Consider the following 17,208-nt stretch of genomic DNA (forward strand, 5'->3'; position numbering starts at 1 on the left):
GCTCTCCGCTTGGGCCTGGTGTGTACCGGTTCTAGAAGGAGTTCGTCGAACATGACTGCCCTCCATAACATTACATTGCAATTTCAGAATGCTTTTTTAAGACTGACTTTTTTCCTCATTTGCGCGGCAGCCCTGTTCGCCGTTTCAGCCACATTATTATCTGCCTTGGGTGTATTGCCCTGGTTATCCATGCAAGCCGGTTTCGGCGGTGGGCCAGTGCAAGACGCCGGGATGTTTATCCAGATCGGCCTGACCGTTCTGATTCTCATGCTGGCATTCTATCTGCCAGCGAATGCCCGAATGATGGCATTGGAAAACAATCACCGCAAATTTGCCCTGAACATGCACGACATATCAGACGCCTATCAAATGGCCCACGCAGCGGACCGTGGCGGCCTGTTCATGATGTCGTCCGAGTTTGACGCGGTCAAAGAACGTATGGCCTTTCTGCGCCAGCACCCTGACCTACAGACACTCGAGCCCGAAATCCTGGAACTGGCCGCACAGATGAGCCAGATCAGCCACGATCTGGCCGAAACCTATGGCGACGTGCGGATCAATCGCGCCCGAACCTTCCTACAACAACGTCAGGAAGAGATTGAGCTGTTCCAGAAGCGTCTCGAAGAAGCCCAGGTGATCCAGAACGAATTGCGCCAATGGACGCGCGATGTCGAAATGGAAGAAACTATCGCCAAGTCACAACTGGCCCGCCTGCGGGATGAGCTGTTTGAGCTGTTACCCGAACTGTCGGCTCAGTTGCAAACACCTCCCAAGGACAGCTCGACCAAAGCCTCAAGCGTGGTCGCCATGTCCCCGCCCCGCGCGGCGGAATAGGCGCTTGGCGCCTTTGCCGCGGACAATGGCCCATCGGGCCTGAGGACGCGGCACCCCACCGGTGCAGATGAATGCCTTGCAAGGGCTTGAAGAACCGCCGATCCTCGGGCACCAAGGCCGCATGGCAAAAACGACTTTCTCCTGCACGGCCTGCGGCGCGTCGCATTCGCGCTGGTCCGGGCGTTGTGACGCATGCGGCGAGTGGAACACCATTTCGCAGGACGTACCCCTTTCGGCGGGTCCCGCCAAGAAATCCTTGGGCGGCAAACGCGGCCAGTCCATCGCACTTACCGATCTGTCGACCGAAGAAACACCCCCGCCCCGTACGCTTTGCGGGGTTGAGGAACTGGACCGCGTGCTTGGCGGTGGCCTTGTTCCCGCCTCGGCCCTGCTGGTGGGCGGCGACCCCGGCATCGGTAAATCCACCCTTCTGCTGCAGGCCGCGGCGCGCTTTTCCCGTGCGGGCGTCAAAACCATCTATGTTTCCGGCGAAGAAGCCAGCGCGCAGGTTCGAATGCGGGCCCGCCGTCTGGGGCTCGAGGACGCGCCGGTTCAACTGGCGGCTGAGACCAACCTACGCAACATCCTGACGACGCTTGAGGCTGAAAAGCCCGGTCTGGCCATCATCGACTCGATTCAGACCATGTGGGCCGATAATGTGGACAGCGCCCCCGGCTCAGTGTCACAAGTCCGGGCCGCAGCGCATGAATTGACCACGTTTGCGAAACGACACGGCGTATCAATCATCATGGTCGGCCATGTCACCAAGGAAGGCCAGATCGCAGGCCCCCGCGTGGTCGAGCACATGGTCGACACCGTGCTCTATTTCGAAGGTGAACGTGGCCATCAGTTCCGCATCTTACGCGCCGTGAAAAACCGTTTTGGCCCCGCTGATGAAATCGGCGTGTTCGAAATGACCGGCAAAGGGTTGGCGCAGGTCACAAACCCCTCGGCCTTGTTCCTGTCGGAACGCGGCACCCCCAGCCCCGGTTCGGCCGTTTTCGCCGGAATTGAGGGCACCCGCCCTGTTTTGGTGGAATTGCAAGCACTTGTGGCACCGTCCCCGCATTCCCAACCCCGCCGGACCGTGGTCGGATGGGATAGTGGGCGGCTGGCCATGATCCTTGCCGTTCTTGAAGCACGCTGTGGCATCCCCTTTGCCGGGTTGGACGTTTACCTGAACGTCGCCGGAGGGATGAAAATCAGCGAACCGGCCGCCGACCTTGCCGTGGCGGCCGCATTGCTGAGTGCCCGAGAAGACACAGCTCTGCCCGCTGATACGGTGATTTTTGGAGAAATCTCGTTATCCGGGGCACTTAGACCGGCCCCACAGACAGAAAACAGGTTGAAAGAAGCCCAAAAACTTGGTTTCACATCGGCAATCGCTCCGGCGGGCGGCAAAACCGGTACTGTGGCAGGTCTGACACTCACCCGACCCTCTGATTTGGTGGGGTTTGTTGGCGAAACCTTCGGAGCAGGTTAAGGTAACGCCTTGAGGGGCTGAAAAAAAGTACAGGCGAGGGCCATGGAAGGTTTTACAATTGTCGACGGGGTGGTTGCCCTGATCATCGTCGTGTCAGGCCTGCTGGCCTATTCACGCGGATTTTTACGTGAGGTTTTGGCCATCGCGGGCTGGGTCGCAGCCGCCGTACTGGCCTTTGTTTTTGCACCCCAGGCCGTCCCGCTGGTGAAAGAGATCCCGGTCGTCGGAGATTTCCTGCGCGACAGCTGCGAATTGTCAGTGATCACCGGCTTTGCCGCCGTGTTTGCGATCGCTCTGATCGTGGTCAGCATCTTTACTCCGCTGTTTTCATCGATCGTGCAACGCTCGGCCATTGGCGGGTTGGATCAGGCGCTTGGCTTATTCTTTGGCATCGCGCGCGGCATCCTGTTGGTGGCTATCGCCTTCTTTGTCTATGACACTGTTATGACCGGTCAATCTTATACGATGGTCGACGAAAGCCGTTCCGCCAAAGTGTTCGAACAATTCAGCGACCGCATCGAAGAACAAAACCCCGAGCAATGGCTGGGTTGGGTCACCCAACAATATGAAGAGCTGGTGGCAAGCTGTGGCGCCGGCACCGAGGCGCCAGAGGCATCGGAAACCACGGCACCGACCGCAACTGAATAAGAAAAAGCCCGGCATTGACCGGGCTTTCTTCTTGGCTGCCTTTCAGACGTATTCAGTTAAAAAACCTTCTCCACCGCAAACCGTGCATCGGGTGTTCTTCAGGCCAAAGCACCCCTCGCAGCGGCCCATTATGGGTTTGCCGTGGATATCGCGGCTTTTGATCACCTCGCCAGAACCATTGCAAATCGGACAAGGCGACCGGCCCATGCCACGGCAGCGATGGCACCGGCGTTTTACTGGGTCTTCTTTTTTTCTTCCTTGCTTGTGTTCCCACATGGCTAACGTCCTATCGAAACTCATACACTAGGTAAAAAAACCGCTACTTGCATCATGACAGCACAAGCATGCCTATATGTCACCTATTCCAGTCACCTTTCATAAAACGCACCTGCGACGATTGGTGAATGTGATCCTTTGATGACACAGGGCGCATTAGGCATTATGTGGAGGCCGAACTGACATGGAATCGGAGCCACCGATCTTGCTGTACCTGTTTTCTCTCGCGCTTGCCCTCGTGACATTGGCGCGTTTGCATCATCAGCCGGGATGGAAACAAGGCGCACTGGCATACCCATGCAGACGTTCAGATCATCACCGCTAGTCAAAACGTCATGGAAATTGGAGCCCGTACATGTGTGGGATTTTAGGGATCGCAAGCAGGACACATGATGTCTTTGCGGAAATCTATGACGGGCTGCTGATGCTTCAGCACCGGGGTCAGGATGCCTCGGGGATCGTCACCTATAACGACGGCTTCTTCCGTGAAAAGAAGGCAAATGGTCTGGTCAAGGACGTGTTCAACGCACAAGACGCCGAGACCCTTCTGGGTAAGATCGGCATGGGTCATGTGCGGTACCCGACCGCAGGATCGCTCAGTGCGTCCGAGGCGCAGCCGTTCTTTGTGAACGCGCCCTATGGCATCTATCTGGTCCACAATGGCAACATCACCAACACCGCCGAACAGCGTGAAAAAGTGACCGCCAAATACAGTCGCCACCTGCGCACCACGTCGGATTCAGAGATCCTGCTGAACGTGCTGGCCGACAAGGTTGCCGATGCGATCAAGGTCAACGGCAACGGCGAACCGATCCGCAACATCTTTGCCGGTGTGAAGATGACGATGGAGCGAATCCAAGGCGCCTATTCGGTAATCTGTCTGGTTGCCGGTGTTGGCATGCTGGCGTTCCGCGATCCTTATGGCATCCGTCCTCTTTCCGTCGCCAAGCGCGATGTGGACGGCGACGGCGACGATTACGCCTTTGCCTCAGAGGATGTGGCCTTTGGCATCAACGGCTTTGAAAAGCTGCGCGACCTTAACCCCGGTGAGGCCATTCTGATTGATCTGGATGGAAACATGCACACCTTCCAGGCGGTCGAAGGTCAACTGACCCCGTGTATCTTTGAATATGTCTACCTGGCCCGCCCGGATTCGCTGCTGGATGGCGTTTCGGTTTACAAAACCCAGATGCGCATGGGTCAGACGCTGGCCCGCCAGATCCAAGCCGCAGGGCTTGAGATCGACCGCATCATCCCCGTGCCCGACAGCGCCCGCCCCGTGGCGCTTGAGGTCGCCAAGGCCACCGGCATTCCATACCGCGAAGGTCTGGTAAAAAACCGCTATGTCGGGCGAACCTTCATCATGCCCGGCCAAGAAGAGCGCCAGAAATCGGTGCGCCGCAAGCTGAACGCCGTTCCGTTGGAGTTCCGCGATCACAACGTTCTGCTGATCGACGATTCCATTGTGCGCGGCAATACAATCAAGAAGATCGTGCAGATGTGCCGCGAAGCCGGGGCTAAAAAAGTGTACATCGCCAGCGCCTCACCGCCGGTAAAATTCCCCAATGTCTATGGCATCGACATGCCCACCAAGCATGAACTGATCGCCAATGGCAAAGATATCGAAGAAATCCGTCAGGAAGTCGGCGCAGATGCCCTGTTCTATCAGGATCTCGACGACCTGATCTGGGCGGCCAAGGAAGGCAACCCCGAGATCGAAGCCTTTGACTGTTCCTGTTTCGACGGCAATTACATCACCGGCAGCGTCAGCGATGACTATCTGGACAGTCTCGAAAACAGCAATCGGGTCAGCAAGAAACGCGCAGATATGCAAGTTCCGGGCGGCTCGTGGAACAGCGCGAAGCTGGCCTCGGGATAGGATTTGATCCGAATCGACCTTGCTTTTTGGCCCGTTTCACCGATGTGATGCGGGCCTTTTTCTGCCTGCCTGGCAGGCCGCATCGGTAGAATTCCGCCACAACCCATCGGTGAAGAAATTGCAATCGCAAGGGCTTCGCCGCAATGCCGAATCCCCTTGGGAAGTGCTCGGCCAACCGGGCTTTTCCTTTCTGATCCGGTTTGGTAGCCCGCTGGTTGCCAACCACTCAATCAAGGGGTCGGGCCGCTGTGGTCAGGCCGGAATACATGTCAAACGCCACTGTCAAAAGCGCGGCCACGCAAAAAGGCGTGCTGAAAAAAAGCTCTTTGTCTGTTCTGGGGGTCTTTGGCCCGAAATCGGACATGCGGGCCCTTATGCGTATGTCTTCGGGACGTGTGAAAGAGGTCAAGCTGGGCAGCCGCGTGTCTTCGGGCACCATCGTTGCAATTGATGCCGACGGCGTAATGCTGCGACAAAGCGGCCAGACCAAGCGGATCGTCATACCCGGCAGTTAATCTGTCTTGACGCCCTGCGTGCGGGGGTTCAAACCCCTGTCATGACCGATCAGACCAAAATTGCCCTCGTCACCGGGGCCTCTCGTGGGTTGGGCGCTGCCCTGGCCGAGGCACTGGCACCCGAATATCACATTGTCGCCGTTGCCCGCACCACCGGCGGGCTGGAAGAACTGGATGACCGCATTCGGGCCAAAGGCGGTGCCGCAACCCTGGCACCGATGGATATCGCCGACCCCAACGCCATGGCGACGTTGTGCCGGGGCATCCATGATCGCTGGGGCAAGGTGGATTTGTGGCTGCACACAGCCGTTCACACCTCGGCCCTGACACCCACGCATTTCATCGACCCGAAAGAGTGGACTAAGGCCGTAAATACCAACGCCACGGCGACGTCAGTTCTGATCCCCTATATTGCCCCCCTGTTGGGTGAAACCGGCCATGCCGTGTTCTTTGACGATCCGAAAGCCGGTCAGAAGTTTTACGGCATCTACGGTGCAACCAAGGCGGCGCAGATGGCGCTGGCACGTGGCTGGGCACAAGAGACCAAACGCACCGGGCCGAGGGTTTCAATTGTCGAACCTGCCCCGATGCCAACCGCCGTACGTGCGCGATTCCATCCCGGTGAGGATCGCGATGCGTTGACCAGCACGGCAGACGAAGCCGCTCGGATTTTATCTTTGCTGTAAGGAATGGCCCTTTGGGCCATGCCTCCGGCGTGAGTATTTGGAAAAAGATGAAGCGGGCGGGTTAGGCGATGTGCACGCCGTTGCGCCCGGCCAGATCGACGAAGAATTGCCAAGCCACGCGGCCCGACCGCGCGCCCCGCGTTGCCTGCCATTCGATGGCTTCGGCACGCAGGGTTTCAGCGTCAACTGACACGCCATATGCCCCGCAATAGCGGTCGATCATCGCTAGGTATTCGTCCTGATCACAAGGGTGGAAGCCCAACCACAGGCCGAACCGATCAGACAGTGAAACCTTTTCCTCGACCGCCTCAGACGGATTGATCGCGCTGGAGCGTTCATTCTCGATCATATCGCGCGGCATCAGGTGGCGGCGGTTCGAGGTGGCGTAGAATACGACGTTTTCCGGGCGCCCTTCGATACCCCCGTCCAGCACTGCCTTGAGCGATTTATAGTGCTGGTCGTCATGACTAAACGATAAGTCGTCGCAGAACAGAATGAACCGGTGCGGTGCGGCACGCAGGTGATTCAGAAGGCGGGCGACTGAGCCCATATCCTCGCGCTGGAGTTCAACCAGCTTAAGATCTGGGAAATCCATCTGCAGCGTCCCGTGAACAGCTTTGACGAGGCTGGATTTTCCCATCCCCCGCGCGCCCCAAAGCAACGCGTTATTTGCTTTGAAGCCGGCAGCAAATCGGCGCGTATTGTCCAGCAGAGTATCGCGGGACCGGTTGATGCCCACCAGCAAATCCAGATCGACGCGGTTGACCTGCGTGACGGGCTCCAGCCGATCCGGTTCAACATGCCAGACAAATGCCGGGGCAGCCGCGAAATCGGGCGCGTCCAAAGGGGCTGGTGCCATCCGTTCCAGCGCGTCGGCGATACGGTTCAGGGCTTGGTCGTCCATTGGGGCCTCCGGCGTCATGTCTTGCGCGGTTCAAACCATGTTCGAAGCGGCGCAACAAGGGCCAGACACGAAAAAGGCGCGCCGGTTAGGCGCGCCTGTTGCATGGTTTTCAGCGGAGTTACTTGCTGTCTTCTTCCCGCACGATCTCTTCGTCGGCTTCTTCTTCGTCGTCATAGTAGCCGTCGGCACGCAGTTGCTCTTCGCGCTTTTTTTCGACCCGGGCGACGAGGAAGATCGAAATCTCATACAGGCCGTAGACCACCACAAACAGAATAACCTGCGTAATCACATCAGGCGGTGTCACCAGCGCGGCAAGCACCAGAATGGCAACCACTGCGTATTTCCGAACCGAGCCCAGCCCTTCAGCCGTAACCAGCCCCGCCTTACCCATAAGGGTCAACAAAACGGGCAGTTGAAAACACAGGCCAAAGGCCACGATAAACTTGATCGTCAGGTTCAGGTATTCCTGCGCCGAGCCCTGGAACACCACGCTCAGCGGAGCCGCGGTTGCGCCCTCGACCACGGCCTCTCCTTCGGCACCAAATTGCTGGAACCCGAGGAAGAAGTCATAAGCCAGTGGTGTTACGACATAGAACGCAAAGCTTGCCCCCAGAAGGAACATGAAGGGCGAGGCCAGCATGAATGGCAGGAACGCGTTCTTTTCCGATCGGTAGAGGCCCGGCGCCACGAAGCGCCACATCTGCATCCCGATATATGGAAAGGCCAAGATAAAGCCACCCAGCAGCGAGACCTTGATAGCAACGAAGAACCCTTCTTGCGGCGAGATGAAGATCAACCCGCAATCCTGCCCGCGTTCGGCCAAAACTTCGCACAAAGGGTTAGTCAGGAAGTTGAAAAGCGGCGTGGCCACAGTGAAACAGATGATCATCCCGACCAAAAACGCCACGACGCAGTGGATCAGCCGCGTGCGCAGTTCCGCCAGATGCTCGATCAGCGGGGCCGAGCTGTCTTCGATCTCGTCGGTCTTTGTCATGTCTTGCTTTCAGTCTTCAGCGCGGCCTCGGCCTCTTCGGCTTTGGCTAGCGCATCTGCCGCTTCTTTGGCCTTACGCTCAGCCGCAGCACGGGCAGTTGAGGCCTGAATCTTCTTGGCCTGCTCAGCCCGCTCAGCCGCCAACTTGCCTGTTTCGCTGTCGGGGTCGAACTTGGTGGGATCGATGCTTTTGGCAACGTCCCGCGCCGCCTCGTTAACGCTGTCCATGGCGGTGCTGACGGGATTGGCGGCTGCGTTCAGACCCTTTTTGATCTCGTTCACACCTGCCTGATCCGCGGCCTCGTTCATGGCGCTGCTGAATTCGCGCGCCATACCACGGGCCTTGCCAACCCAGCGACCAACATTGCGAAACAGAACTGGCAGGTCCTTTGGCCCCACAACGATCAGGGCAACAATGCCAATGACCAGAAGCTCGGTCCAACCCAGATCAAACATCTGCGCTTAGGCCTTGTCTTTGTCGGTCTCGGGCGTGACGTCCTTGGCCACTTCGGCAGCGTCCTGCTCCAGCTCGTCCGCGCCTTCTTTGACGCCCTTCTTGAACGAGGTGATGCCCTTGCCCACTTCACCCATCAACGAGCTGATTTTACCGCGGCCAAACAGCACCAGCACCACAACGGCGATCAGTAGCAGACCGGGAAGGCCGATATTGTTGAGCATGTCTCTTCTCCTTGTACGTCGACGCGTTGCGCCGGGAATGTGATCTGGGTCTGTGTCTACGCCTGCATGGCCCTGCGCAAAAGTGCGCCAGATCAATTCCGCGCTCAAAATTGATCCGATCACGCAATTTTTGCAGGCTGGCATTTCACAACTGACAGGTTTATGTCAGTTGAAGGGCATTAGGAACAGGGCATCGAAACCTGGTCAACGGAGAATCAAATGACCCATGTTGCTGAAATCGTCACCTTCACCCTCGCCAACGGGACAACACCGGAAGAGTTCGTCAAACTCAGCCAGGCGTCCGAGGCGTTCGTCCGCTCGGCCCCCGGATTTGCCCACCGTCAGCTAAGCCAGGGTGAAGATGGCCGTTGGACCGACTATGTAATCTGGACGGATATGAAGGCCGCCAAGGACGCAGCGGCGCAATTCCCGCAACAAACCTTTGCCTCGGCCTTGATGGCCGCGATCCAACCCGACAGCGTCCAGATGCGCCACGAGAATGTGCTATGGAAAATGACCGCATAAACGCGGTCCGGGCGGCGTGTCATGCGCCGCTCTGATCGTCTGTTCGACATCATTCAGATCCTGCGCGACGGCAAACTGCACCGCGCGCAGGATATTGCGGACCGGCTCGAAGTGTCGGTTCGTACAATCTATCGTGATATGGACACGCTGGTGGCTTCAGGTGTTCCGGTAGAGGGTGAGCGTGGCGTAGGCTATATGGTCCGCGAGCAAATCACGCTGCCCCCGCTGAACCTGACCCCGGCCGAGCTTGAAGCGCTGAACCTCGGCATGGCCATCGTGGCCGAGGCCGCAGACCCCGATCTGAAGGCCGCCGCAGAAACCCTGGCCGACAAGATTGACGCTGTACTGCCCACCCAGGTCGTGGCCGAGGCGGACACGTGGAAGTTCGCCGTCTACCCCTTTGCCGACGCTGCGCGGGGGCTGGCGCATATGGCTCCGATTCGGTCCGCGATCAAAACCCGGCAGAAACTGCACCTGTCCTATCGCCGTATCGACGGCGTTCTGACAGACCGCACCATTCGCCCTCTTCATATGGAGTACTGGGGCCGCGTCTGGACCCTTACCGCATGGTGTGAGTTGCGCGAAGGGTTCCGCGTGTTCCGCATCGACCTGATCGAAGCTGTCTCACCCCTACCGGAAATCTTCGCTGACGAACCCGGCAAAACACTGAGCGATTTCGACCCGCACGCCTAAACCCGGCTGTCAGGTATATGGCCCGAAATGGGCCATTCCAATCACTTCAGATAAGGTTCCGGATCGACGGATTCGAACCCTTTGCGCACCTCGAAATGGACATAGGAATTGTCGCCGCCACGCAAGGATGCAATCTGTTCGCCTCGGCGCACGCGGTCGCCCTTTTTAACCGTGATCTTGTCGACGTTTGCATAGACGGTCAGCAGGTCGCTGTTGTGTTTAACCACGATGATCGGCACTTGATCCGCATCTGCGGTGATCGCCGCAACGGTCCCGGCTTCGGCTGCCTTTACCGCAGCTCCCGACTGTCCGGCGATGTCGATCCCTTCATTCTTGCCCTTGTCATAGGTACGAATGATCGTCCCGGTAACTGGCAATCCCAGGGCAGAATTACTTTGGTTTGTCGGAGCCTCGGCCGTCACGTCGGGCGCAGGTGTGGCCGGAGCGATCACCTCGTCCGGCAACGGTTGCGTGGCACTTGGCGGTGTCGGCGTGGGCGAGCCCTGGCCGGGTTGTGTCACATTGCTGGCGGGCACAGCCGCTTGTCTTGGAGCAGGCTGGTTCTTGATCGGGATTAACAGGAACTGATCCTCCCGCACGGTAAAGTCCGACCCCAACCCGTTCCATTCGGCCAGCGCATCAACTGGCACGTCGTAAAGCCGTGCAATAGTATAAGCTGTCTCGCCGCGTTTGACCTGGTGACGGATCGGCTCGGGCCCCGATGCCACAGGGGCCGGTGCAGGCGCGGTCGCAGGTTGGGCGGGCGCCAACGTCGATGTCCTAACCGAGCCATCTGCCGGCGCCTCATCAATCGCGGTTCCGGCTATCGAGGCGATATCCACCGAACTGGTCGAACTGACCGTGCGCGGCAGGGCGATAACCTCGCCGTCGCGCAATTTGTCCGTCGGTTTGAGACCGTTGAACACGGCCAACTCTCCCTCGGGCAAACCGACGCGGGCAGCAACCGAGGCGACTGTATCGCCGCGTTGCGCAACGGCCACCTGATAGTTCGGATAGGTGATGACCCCGCGCGCATCCGGTGCTGGCCGGTTCGCGGTCACCCCTCGCGCGGCATCTGCGGTCGAAAACCCGCCGACCTGCCCGCGCAGATCGTAGTCCAGCGGGCCTTCGCACCCTGCCAGAATCGCCAAAGCCGCCACACCTGTCACGCAGCGGAGCATCGCTGATTTGGAAACTGCTCTCATCTTACTGTCCTCAACGCCTGCCCGTGTTTCCGGGGTTCCGGCGCATGTTGCAGAATATTCTTTTACGCCCCGTCCCTGCCAAGCCCTTCTAACAAGGGCACGAAACGAACAGGTAACAATTCGTCATAGTCCAGACCGGTCTCGGTCCGCCTGACCCGGATCAGGGTCTGAACCGCATCCGACTGTCCCACCGGCAAAACCATGATACCGCCGATTTTAAGCTGCGCCAAGAGCGGCCCTGGAGGGTCTTCTGCCGCAGCCGTCACAATGATCCTGTCAAACGGGGCCTGTTCGGACAAACCAAAGGAGCCATCCGACAGCATCGCGGTGACATTGGTCAGCCCCAGCTCGCGAAACAGCGCGCCGGTTTCGCGCACCAGCCGCTTGTGTCGTTCGACCGTATAGACCCGGCGCGCCAGTTTGGACAGGATCGCCGCCTGATAGCCCGAGCCTGTACCGACCTCTAACACTGTATCGCGCGGGCGCACATCCAGCGCCTGTGTCATTAGCCCCACAACTGACGGCTGGCTGATCGTCTGCCCGCAGGCAATCGGCAAAGGTGTGTCCTCATATGCGCGCTCGGCAAACAGACCTTTGACAAAGCGGCCACGGTCGACCTGCTCCATCGCGGCCAGCACACGCGCATCCGTCACCCCGCGCGATCGCAGGGCAAACAGGAACTGCATGATTGTTTCTGGATCTGGTCCGGTCATTCGATCGTCTTCAATGCCTCAAGCGCGTCATGCGCCGTCAGATCCGCGCGCATCGGCGTGACCGAGATGTAGCCCGCCAGATTAACCGCCGCATCCGTGCCCGGCGCGGTTGGGTTGTGCTGATACCCACCCTTGATCCACAGGAACCGCCGCCCGGAGGGCGAACTATGCGGCTCGACCGAGAAATGCGTATCGCGGCGATATCCTTGCGGTGCGATCCGGGTGCCCAGAACCTCGTCCGCGGGCACGGGCGGGAAATTTACATTGTAGAACAGACGGTAATCGCCCTGCTCGGCCGGGGTCGCGTCCAAAATTTTCCGCACCAGACCCGCCCCGAACCGGGTCGCGGCCTCGAACGGATCGTCCAGCCCCAGATTACGCGGACCAAAATATTGAGACAGGGCAATCGCCGGAATGCCCTGCAACGCGGCCTCCATCGCGCCACCGACAGTGCCGGAATACAGAGTGTTTTCCGCCGAATTGTTGCCCCGGTTCACGCCAGACAACACCAAATCGGGCGGCGCGTCCTTCATCACGTCGTGCAGACCGGCCAGCACACAATCGGCGGGCGAGCCCTCGGCGGCGAAACGCCGATCACCCAGTTTGGCGACCATCATCGGATGGGTATAGCTGATGCAATGGCCGACACCCGATTGCTCGAACGCAGGTGCAACCACCCAGACTTCTCCGTCGGGCCCAGCCAGATCGGCGGCAATCGCCTCAAGCGTGATCAGGCCCGGCGCGTTGATGCCGTCATCATTGGTCAGAAGAATACGCATTTGCCCCATCCACCGCAGCGTTTTGACCTTGATAGACCCGCCCCCGCGCGGCGGCAAGCAAAGCACGCCTGCAATCTGAGGCTTTCGCGCACCACTTGAGCCTAAACTACGTTTTCAGGCCCTAAATGGGGAAAACAAAGCACCGATCCCGGCGAATGGTCAGCCACATGACCCGTCCCGGATTTGGTACAAAAACATTCGGCACCGTGGCCTTCAGAACGGAACCATCGTGGTCCATGCGGAACTCGACCAGGCTTTCGTTGCCTAAGAACCGCGCTCTCTCGACCGTGCCGCGGGCCGCAACGCCATCGGTTGCCGTGGGCAGCGGGCCTTTGCCATTGCGGTCAAAGTCCAACCGCACGTGCTGTGGCCGGAATACAATCTCAACATCTGTGCCGTCGGGAATGCCCGGCGCCAGAAACTGACCAAAGGGTGTATCGGCCAACGCTCCATTCACTTGCGCTTGCAACACGTTGACATCACTAAAAAATGCCACAGCCGCTTTGTCAGCCGGACGGGTATAGACGTTGTAAGGCGCACCTTGCTGCACGATCTTGCCGCGGCGCATCAGTGCGATCTCATCAGCCATGCGCATCGCCTCTTCGGGCTCGTGCGTCACCAACACAACGGCGGCATCCTCTTCCTTGAGAATCGCCAGCGTCTCATCCCGAATACCGTCGCGCAGCCGGTTGTCGAGGCCCGAGAACGGCTCGTCCATCAGCATGATCCGTGGACGCGGGGCCAGTGCGCGGGCCAGCGCGACACGTTGTTGCTCGCCCCCGGACAGGTGATGCGGGAATTGGTCGATGAAGTGGATAAGATCAACTTTGCGCAGTAACTCATCAACGCGCGCGCGCTTTTCTTCTTTATGCCCCGTCAGGCCAAAGGCCACGTTGTCTGCCACGCTAAGATGCGGAAACAGCGCGAAGTCCTGAAACATCAGGCCGATCTCACGGCGTTCGGGCGGAACCCGGAACACGGTGTCGCAGATCAGCTTACCGTCGACATAGATCTCACCGGATTCCTGCATCTCAACCCCGGCGATCATGCGCAACGTGGTCGACTTGCCGCACCCCGAAGGCCCAAGCAGGCAAGTCACTTTCCCTGCTTCAACCGTCAAAGAGACGTCGTCAACTACAACCCGCCCCTCGTACCGTGCGTTAAGATTGCGAATTTCCAGACGAGGAGGAGTTACGTCTATTGTCACCGATGGGCCTCGTTGCCTTTTTCCGATCAAATTCATCGGGCTTAGGCGGGGATAGCAACCCCGCCCGTCCGGTGCAAGTGATCAGCAGCAGCCGCCCGAGGTAACCTCGCCGGTCGACACACTCGTGGTCGTGCCGGTGGCTTCAAACGGGCTTTCGCCGCCGCAACCATCGAAGATGCCATAATGCGTCGAGAAATCACCGATAAAGTCGAAATGCCGCGCGAAACGGGTATCGTTCAACATCATCCATGTATTGCCGCAGACCGGAAACACCTTGCCTGTCTCGATCGCGTGGTGGTCATCCAGTTCGAACAGATGTGGCGCGTGCGGGATGGTGCCTTTGTAGATGACAGCCTGCCCGTAATCCTCGCAAGCGGGTTCCAGTTCGGACAGTTTGAACAGTCGATAAGTCGCCGACAGGAACTTCAGCGGTGCGACGCGTTCTTCCAGCACAGGGTTCTCGATGGTCAGCGGGCGGTGCGTGACGCGGCGTGGATCACCGAACCCCGCCTCGCGCGACATCGAAAGAAAATCGTTCCAATACAGTGCGCCGGACAGGCATTCGCCGTACAACACTTCATCCTCGGCCATGGCCTGCGGTACACGACGATCGGCGTAGACGTCCGAGAAATACATCTCACCACCGTCTTTTAGCAGACGATGGGCACCGCGTAGGACGGCCTCTTTGTCGGTGGCCAGATTGATCACGCAATTCGAGACGATGATGTCGAAGGAACTAGGTTCCAGGTCCAGCGCATCCAGCTTTTCGATGTAGCCGTGATGGAATTCTACGTTGCTGGCGGCATGACCAAAGGCCTGCGCGTGGAAATCCTGATGCGCGCGGGCGACGTCTAGCTGTTCCGGCGTCATGTCGACCCCGACCACGCGACCCTTTTCACCCACCATCGCAGACAGGGCATAAACGTCGCGACCAGCCCCGCAACCCAGATCAAGGATGCTCATCCCCTCCAGATCCAGCGGCGCGATCAAGCCGCAACCATAGTAGCGCGTCAGCACATCATCATGAATTTTCGAGAGGATCTTTTTGACATGGTCCGGCATGTCATCGGGAGTACAGCAAGCGTTGGTCTGCAAATCCGCGCTGCCCTGAAGGACCTCGCCATAGTAATTCTGCACTGATTCATGCTTCATCGCAGCACCCCTTTCCTCACTGGCTGCTTCGCAGCTAATGCAGCACTGCCGCCTGTGCAACCACTGCTACCAATTTTGTCAAAAGCGTGAGGGTCCTGCCCTAGCCCAGCAGGTCGAAATCGACCGAGGCGCGAACCTGCCCATTCACCTGAATCTCTAGCCGATGTGCGCCGGGAACCAGCTTGAACGTGGTCGCATTGCCTTTCAGCTTGTGCTTCTTGGTCAGACTCAGCGCACCACCGCGCAAGGTCGCCTGCTTCAGCTTATGCACCTTGGCCGAAGTTTTGCCGCCCGGGCGTTGAAAGTGAATGATATAGTCGACCAGAACAGGTTGATCCCCCGCACCGTTAAGCGAGACATCGAACTCAAGCGCCCCACCAATCCGCGCCTCTTGGTTTACCTGCACTCTTGCGGTTATCTCGGCCTCGGGATCGAAGCCCAACATCTTCATGGCACCGGGATGGCCTGCCTTCACCAGCCCCCGCAGCGTATGTGAGGTCATCCAGCGCAGTTCGTCCCGATCCTGTGTCCCGGATTCGGACCAGTCCTGTAACCGGTCCAGCACCAGCGCAGGGTCTTTCTTTGTGATGTCGTTCAGATGGTTCGCCACAGACCGCGTAACATAGCGTGTTGGGTCACTATGCAGCCGGTCCAACAATGGCAGCGGGTCGGTCAGTTCCAGCCCTACCGCCTGCCCCCAAGGCAACCGTGGTCGTGTGCCTTCACTGACCAGACGGCGCACGTGATAGCTGTCATGCCCGCACCATAGTTCCATCCGCGCCATGACCTGATCCGGATAGCGGTTGAGGAATGGGCGAATGGCCCACTCCATCGAAAACCGTTGGGTCAGTTCTTCAAGCACGTCCAAAGCCAGATCAGGATACTCCAACCCCACTGAAACGATCCAATCCCCCAAAGGCGCAAAGATGAAATCGCCGAAATCATCATCTGTTTTGGTTGGGTCCAAAGGCGGTGGCAGTGCTCGCAGAAGGAATGGCGCGACAGACGGCAGCTCTCCGGGTACGGCCTGTTGCAGGCAGTCGGCGATCCAGGCCATGCGCTCTTTCAGTTCAAGCTCCAGCAGCCGCGACATGACCTGCGCCTCGAATGCCTTGGCATCAAAGGATGGATCAGCATCGGCGAAAAGGTCCGCTAAAAAACAGGTCTTTTCCGCATTAAACAACTGATCTTTGAGCGAGAAGTTCTGTGCCATGACTCACATCGTCAGATTGGTTCCGCCACCGTCCAGCAGTATATTCTGCCCGACGATAAAGCCGGCGTATTGCGAACACAAAAACGCGCAGGCCGCGCCGAATTCCTGCCGCGTCCCATACCGACGCGCAGGGATCGTCTCGGCGCGTTCGGCGCGCGCCTGATCCATGGAAATTCCTTTTTGTGCAGCCACGCCACCATCCAGCGACTCCGCGCGATCCGTCGCGTGAATGCCCGGCAGTAGGTTGTTGATCGTCACTCCACGCGGTGCGACTTGTCGCGCTGTACCAGCGACATAGCCGGTCAAACCAGTCCGCGCCGCGTTCGACAGACCCAAAGCAGGAATCGGCGCGCGCACGGATTGCGACGTGATGTTGACCACCCTGCCCCAGCCCTTGTCCATCATCCCCGGCAACAAGGCTTTCATGAACGCAATCGGTGTCAGCATATTTGCATCCAGCGCCTTGATGAAATCGTCACGATCCCAATCCGACCACAGTCCGGGTGGCGGGCCACCGGCGTTTGTCACAAGTATATCAACGCCCTGCGCTGCTTCGATAACTTGCGCCTGTCCGTCTACCGAGGTCACATCGCAAGCCACGGTTTTCACATCGACGCCATATTCGGACCGCAAACGAGCAGCTTCGGCATCCAACGCCTCGGCCCCGCGCGCGTTCATCACCAGATCAACCCCAGCTTCGGCCAACGCCTCGGCACAGCCTAAGCCCAGCCCTTTTGAGCTTGCACAAACCAGCGCGCGCTTTCCGCGAATTCCCAGATCCATCTGATCCTCCCCATCTGTTGTTGCCCGCATGTCTAGCACCGG

Annotated in this window: 19 protein-coding genes; 8 read left to right on the forward strand and 11 right to left on the reverse strand. The window is 58.7% G+C overall.

Features of this window, described 5'->3' with window-relative positions; all coding sequences use genetic code 11:
- Positions 1-189: 189 nt before the first annotated feature.
- From ACR0JB_RS06285 to ACR0JB_RS06310, 6 genes are all read left to right on the forward strand, one after another.
- Positions 190-834, forward strand: a complete 645-nt coding sequence (locus ACR0JB_RS06285) for a DNA repair protein (RefSeq protein WP_254437389.1) — start codon at positions 190-192, stop codon at positions 832-834.
- A gap of 121 nt (positions 835-955) precedes the next feature.
- Positions 956-2,317 carry a DNA repair protein RadA gene (radA, locus tag ACR0JB_RS06290; RefSeq protein WP_170396014.1) on the forward strand — a complete coding sequence of 454 codons (1,362 nt, stop codon included), beginning with the start codon at positions 956-958 and terminating at the stop codon, positions 2,315-2,317.
- Between the two features lie 42 nt (positions 2,318-2,359).
- Entirely contained in the window at positions 2,360-2,965 is a 606-nt protein-coding gene (locus ACR0JB_RS06295; RefSeq protein WP_170396016.1) for a CvpA family protein, read from the forward strand.
- 631 nt (positions 2,966-3,596) lie between these two features.
- Complete coding sequence (purF, locus tag ACR0JB_RS06300) at positions 3,597-5,120, forward strand: amidophosphoribosyltransferase (RefSeq protein ID WP_170348907.1); 1,524 nt, start codon at positions 3,597-3,599, stop codon at positions 5,118-5,120.
- 266 nt (positions 5,121-5,386) lie between these two features.
- Positions 5,387-5,635: a hypothetical protein gene (locus ACR0JB_RS06305; protein ID WP_170358760.1), complete on the forward strand. Its 249-nt coding sequence runs from the start codon at positions 5,387-5,389 to the stop codon at positions 5,633-5,635.
- A 41-nt stretch (positions 5,636-5,676) separates the two neighbouring features.
- A complete protein-coding gene (locus ACR0JB_RS06310) occupies positions 5,677-6,321 on the forward strand; it encodes an SDR family NAD(P)-dependent oxidoreductase (protein WP_170348909.1) in 645 nt (214 codons plus the stop codon).
- 61 nt (positions 6,322-6,382) lie between these two features.
- Here ACR0JB_RS06310 and ACR0JB_RS06315 read toward each other — a convergent pair whose 3' ends face one another.
- The 4 genes from ACR0JB_RS06315 to ACR0JB_RS06330 all read right to left on the reverse strand — a co-directional run bounded on the left by ACR0JB_RS06315 (position 6,383) and on the right by ACR0JB_RS06330 (position 8,896).
- Positions 6,383-7,225: an ATP-binding protein gene (locus tag ACR0JB_RS06315; protein WP_170348910.1), complete on the reverse strand. Its 843-nt coding sequence runs from the start codon at positions 7,223-7,225 to the stop codon at positions 6,383-6,385.
- 118 nt (positions 7,226-7,343) lie between these two features.
- Positions 7,344-8,219: a twin-arginine translocase subunit TatC gene (gene tatC, locus ACR0JB_RS06320; protein WP_170348911.1), complete on the reverse strand. Its 876-nt coding sequence runs from the start codon at positions 8,217-8,219 to the stop codon at positions 7,344-7,346.
- Entirely contained in the window at positions 8,216-8,674 is a 459-nt protein-coding gene (gene tatB, locus ACR0JB_RS06325) for a Sec-independent protein translocase protein TatB (protein ID WP_170348912.1), read from the reverse strand. The genes tatC and tatB overlap by 4 nt, the downstream gene beginning before the upstream one ends.
- Before the next feature lie 6 nt (positions 8,675-8,680).
- Positions 8,681-8,896, reverse strand: a complete 216-nt coding sequence (locus tag ACR0JB_RS06330; protein WP_170348913.1) for a twin-arginine translocase TatA/TatE family subunit — start codon at positions 8,894-8,896, stop codon at positions 8,681-8,683.
- A 219-nt stretch (positions 8,897-9,115) separates the two neighbouring features.
- On the opposite strand from ACR0JB_RS06330, the gene ACR0JB_RS06335 reads away from it, so the two are divergent.
- Together ACR0JB_RS06335 and ACR0JB_RS06340 are read left to right on the forward strand one after the other, a co-directional pair.
- Entirely contained in the window at positions 9,116-9,421 is a 306-nt protein-coding gene (locus ACR0JB_RS06335; RefSeq protein WP_170396018.1) for a hypothetical protein, read from the forward strand.
- 21 nt (positions 9,422-9,442) lie between these two features.
- Positions 9,443-10,114 carry a helix-turn-helix transcriptional regulator gene (locus ACR0JB_RS06340; protein ID WP_170358768.1) on the forward strand — a complete coding sequence of 224 codons (672 nt, stop codon included), beginning with the start codon at positions 9,443-9,445 and terminating at the stop codon, positions 10,112-10,114.
- Positions 10,115-10,155: 41 nt separating this feature from the next.
- On the opposite strand, the gene ACR0JB_RS06345 is transcribed toward ACR0JB_RS06340, so the two are convergent.
- From ACR0JB_RS06345 to ACR0JB_RS06375, 7 genes are all read right to left on the reverse strand, one after another.
- Positions 10,156-11,319: a LysM peptidoglycan-binding domain-containing M23 family metallopeptidase gene (locus tag ACR0JB_RS06345; RefSeq protein WP_170348916.1), complete on the reverse strand. Its 1,164-nt coding sequence runs from the start codon at positions 11,317-11,319 to the stop codon at positions 10,156-10,158.
- Positions 11,320-11,381: 62 nt separating this feature from the next.
- Entirely contained in the window at positions 11,382-12,032 is a 651-nt protein-coding gene (locus tag ACR0JB_RS06350; RefSeq protein WP_170348917.1) for a protein-L-isoaspartate(D-aspartate) O-methyltransferase, read from the reverse strand.
- Positions 12,029-12,811 carry a 5'/3'-nucleotidase SurE gene (gene surE / locus ACR0JB_RS06355; RefSeq protein ID WP_170396019.1) on the reverse strand — a complete coding sequence of 261 codons (783 nt, stop codon included), beginning with the start codon at positions 12,809-12,811 and terminating at the stop codon, positions 12,029-12,031. Before surE ends, ACR0JB_RS06350 begins: the two co-directional genes overlap by 4 nt.
- Before the next feature lie 121 nt (positions 12,812-12,932).
- On the reverse strand, positions 12,933-14,054 hold the full coding sequence (locus ACR0JB_RS06360) for an ABC transporter ATP-binding protein (protein WP_170358774.1): 1,122 nt from the start codon (positions 14,052-14,054) through the stop codon (positions 12,933-12,935).
- A gap of 45 nt (positions 14,055-14,099) precedes the next feature.
- Positions 14,100-15,170, reverse strand: a complete 1,071-nt coding sequence (locus ACR0JB_RS06365; RefSeq protein WP_480789758.1) for a methyltransferase domain-containing protein — start codon at positions 15,168-15,170, stop codon at positions 14,100-14,102.
- A 100-nt stretch (positions 15,171-15,270) separates the two neighbouring features.
- Positions 15,271-16,383, reverse strand: a complete 1,113-nt coding sequence (locus ACR0JB_RS06370) for a DNA alkylation repair protein (RefSeq protein ID WP_170577683.1) — start codon at positions 16,381-16,383, stop codon at positions 15,271-15,273.
- Positions 16,384-16,386: 3 nt separating this feature from the next.
- The gene (locus ACR0JB_RS06375) at positions 16,387-17,166 is read right to left on the reverse strand and encodes an SDR family oxidoreductase (RefSeq protein ID WP_170396470.1); all 780 of its coding nucleotides are present in this window, start codon (positions 17,164-17,166) and stop codon (positions 16,387-16,389) included.
- Positions 17,167-17,208 lie beyond the last annotated feature (42 nt).

This window comes from Ruegeria sp. BI7 (assembly GCF_056537925.1).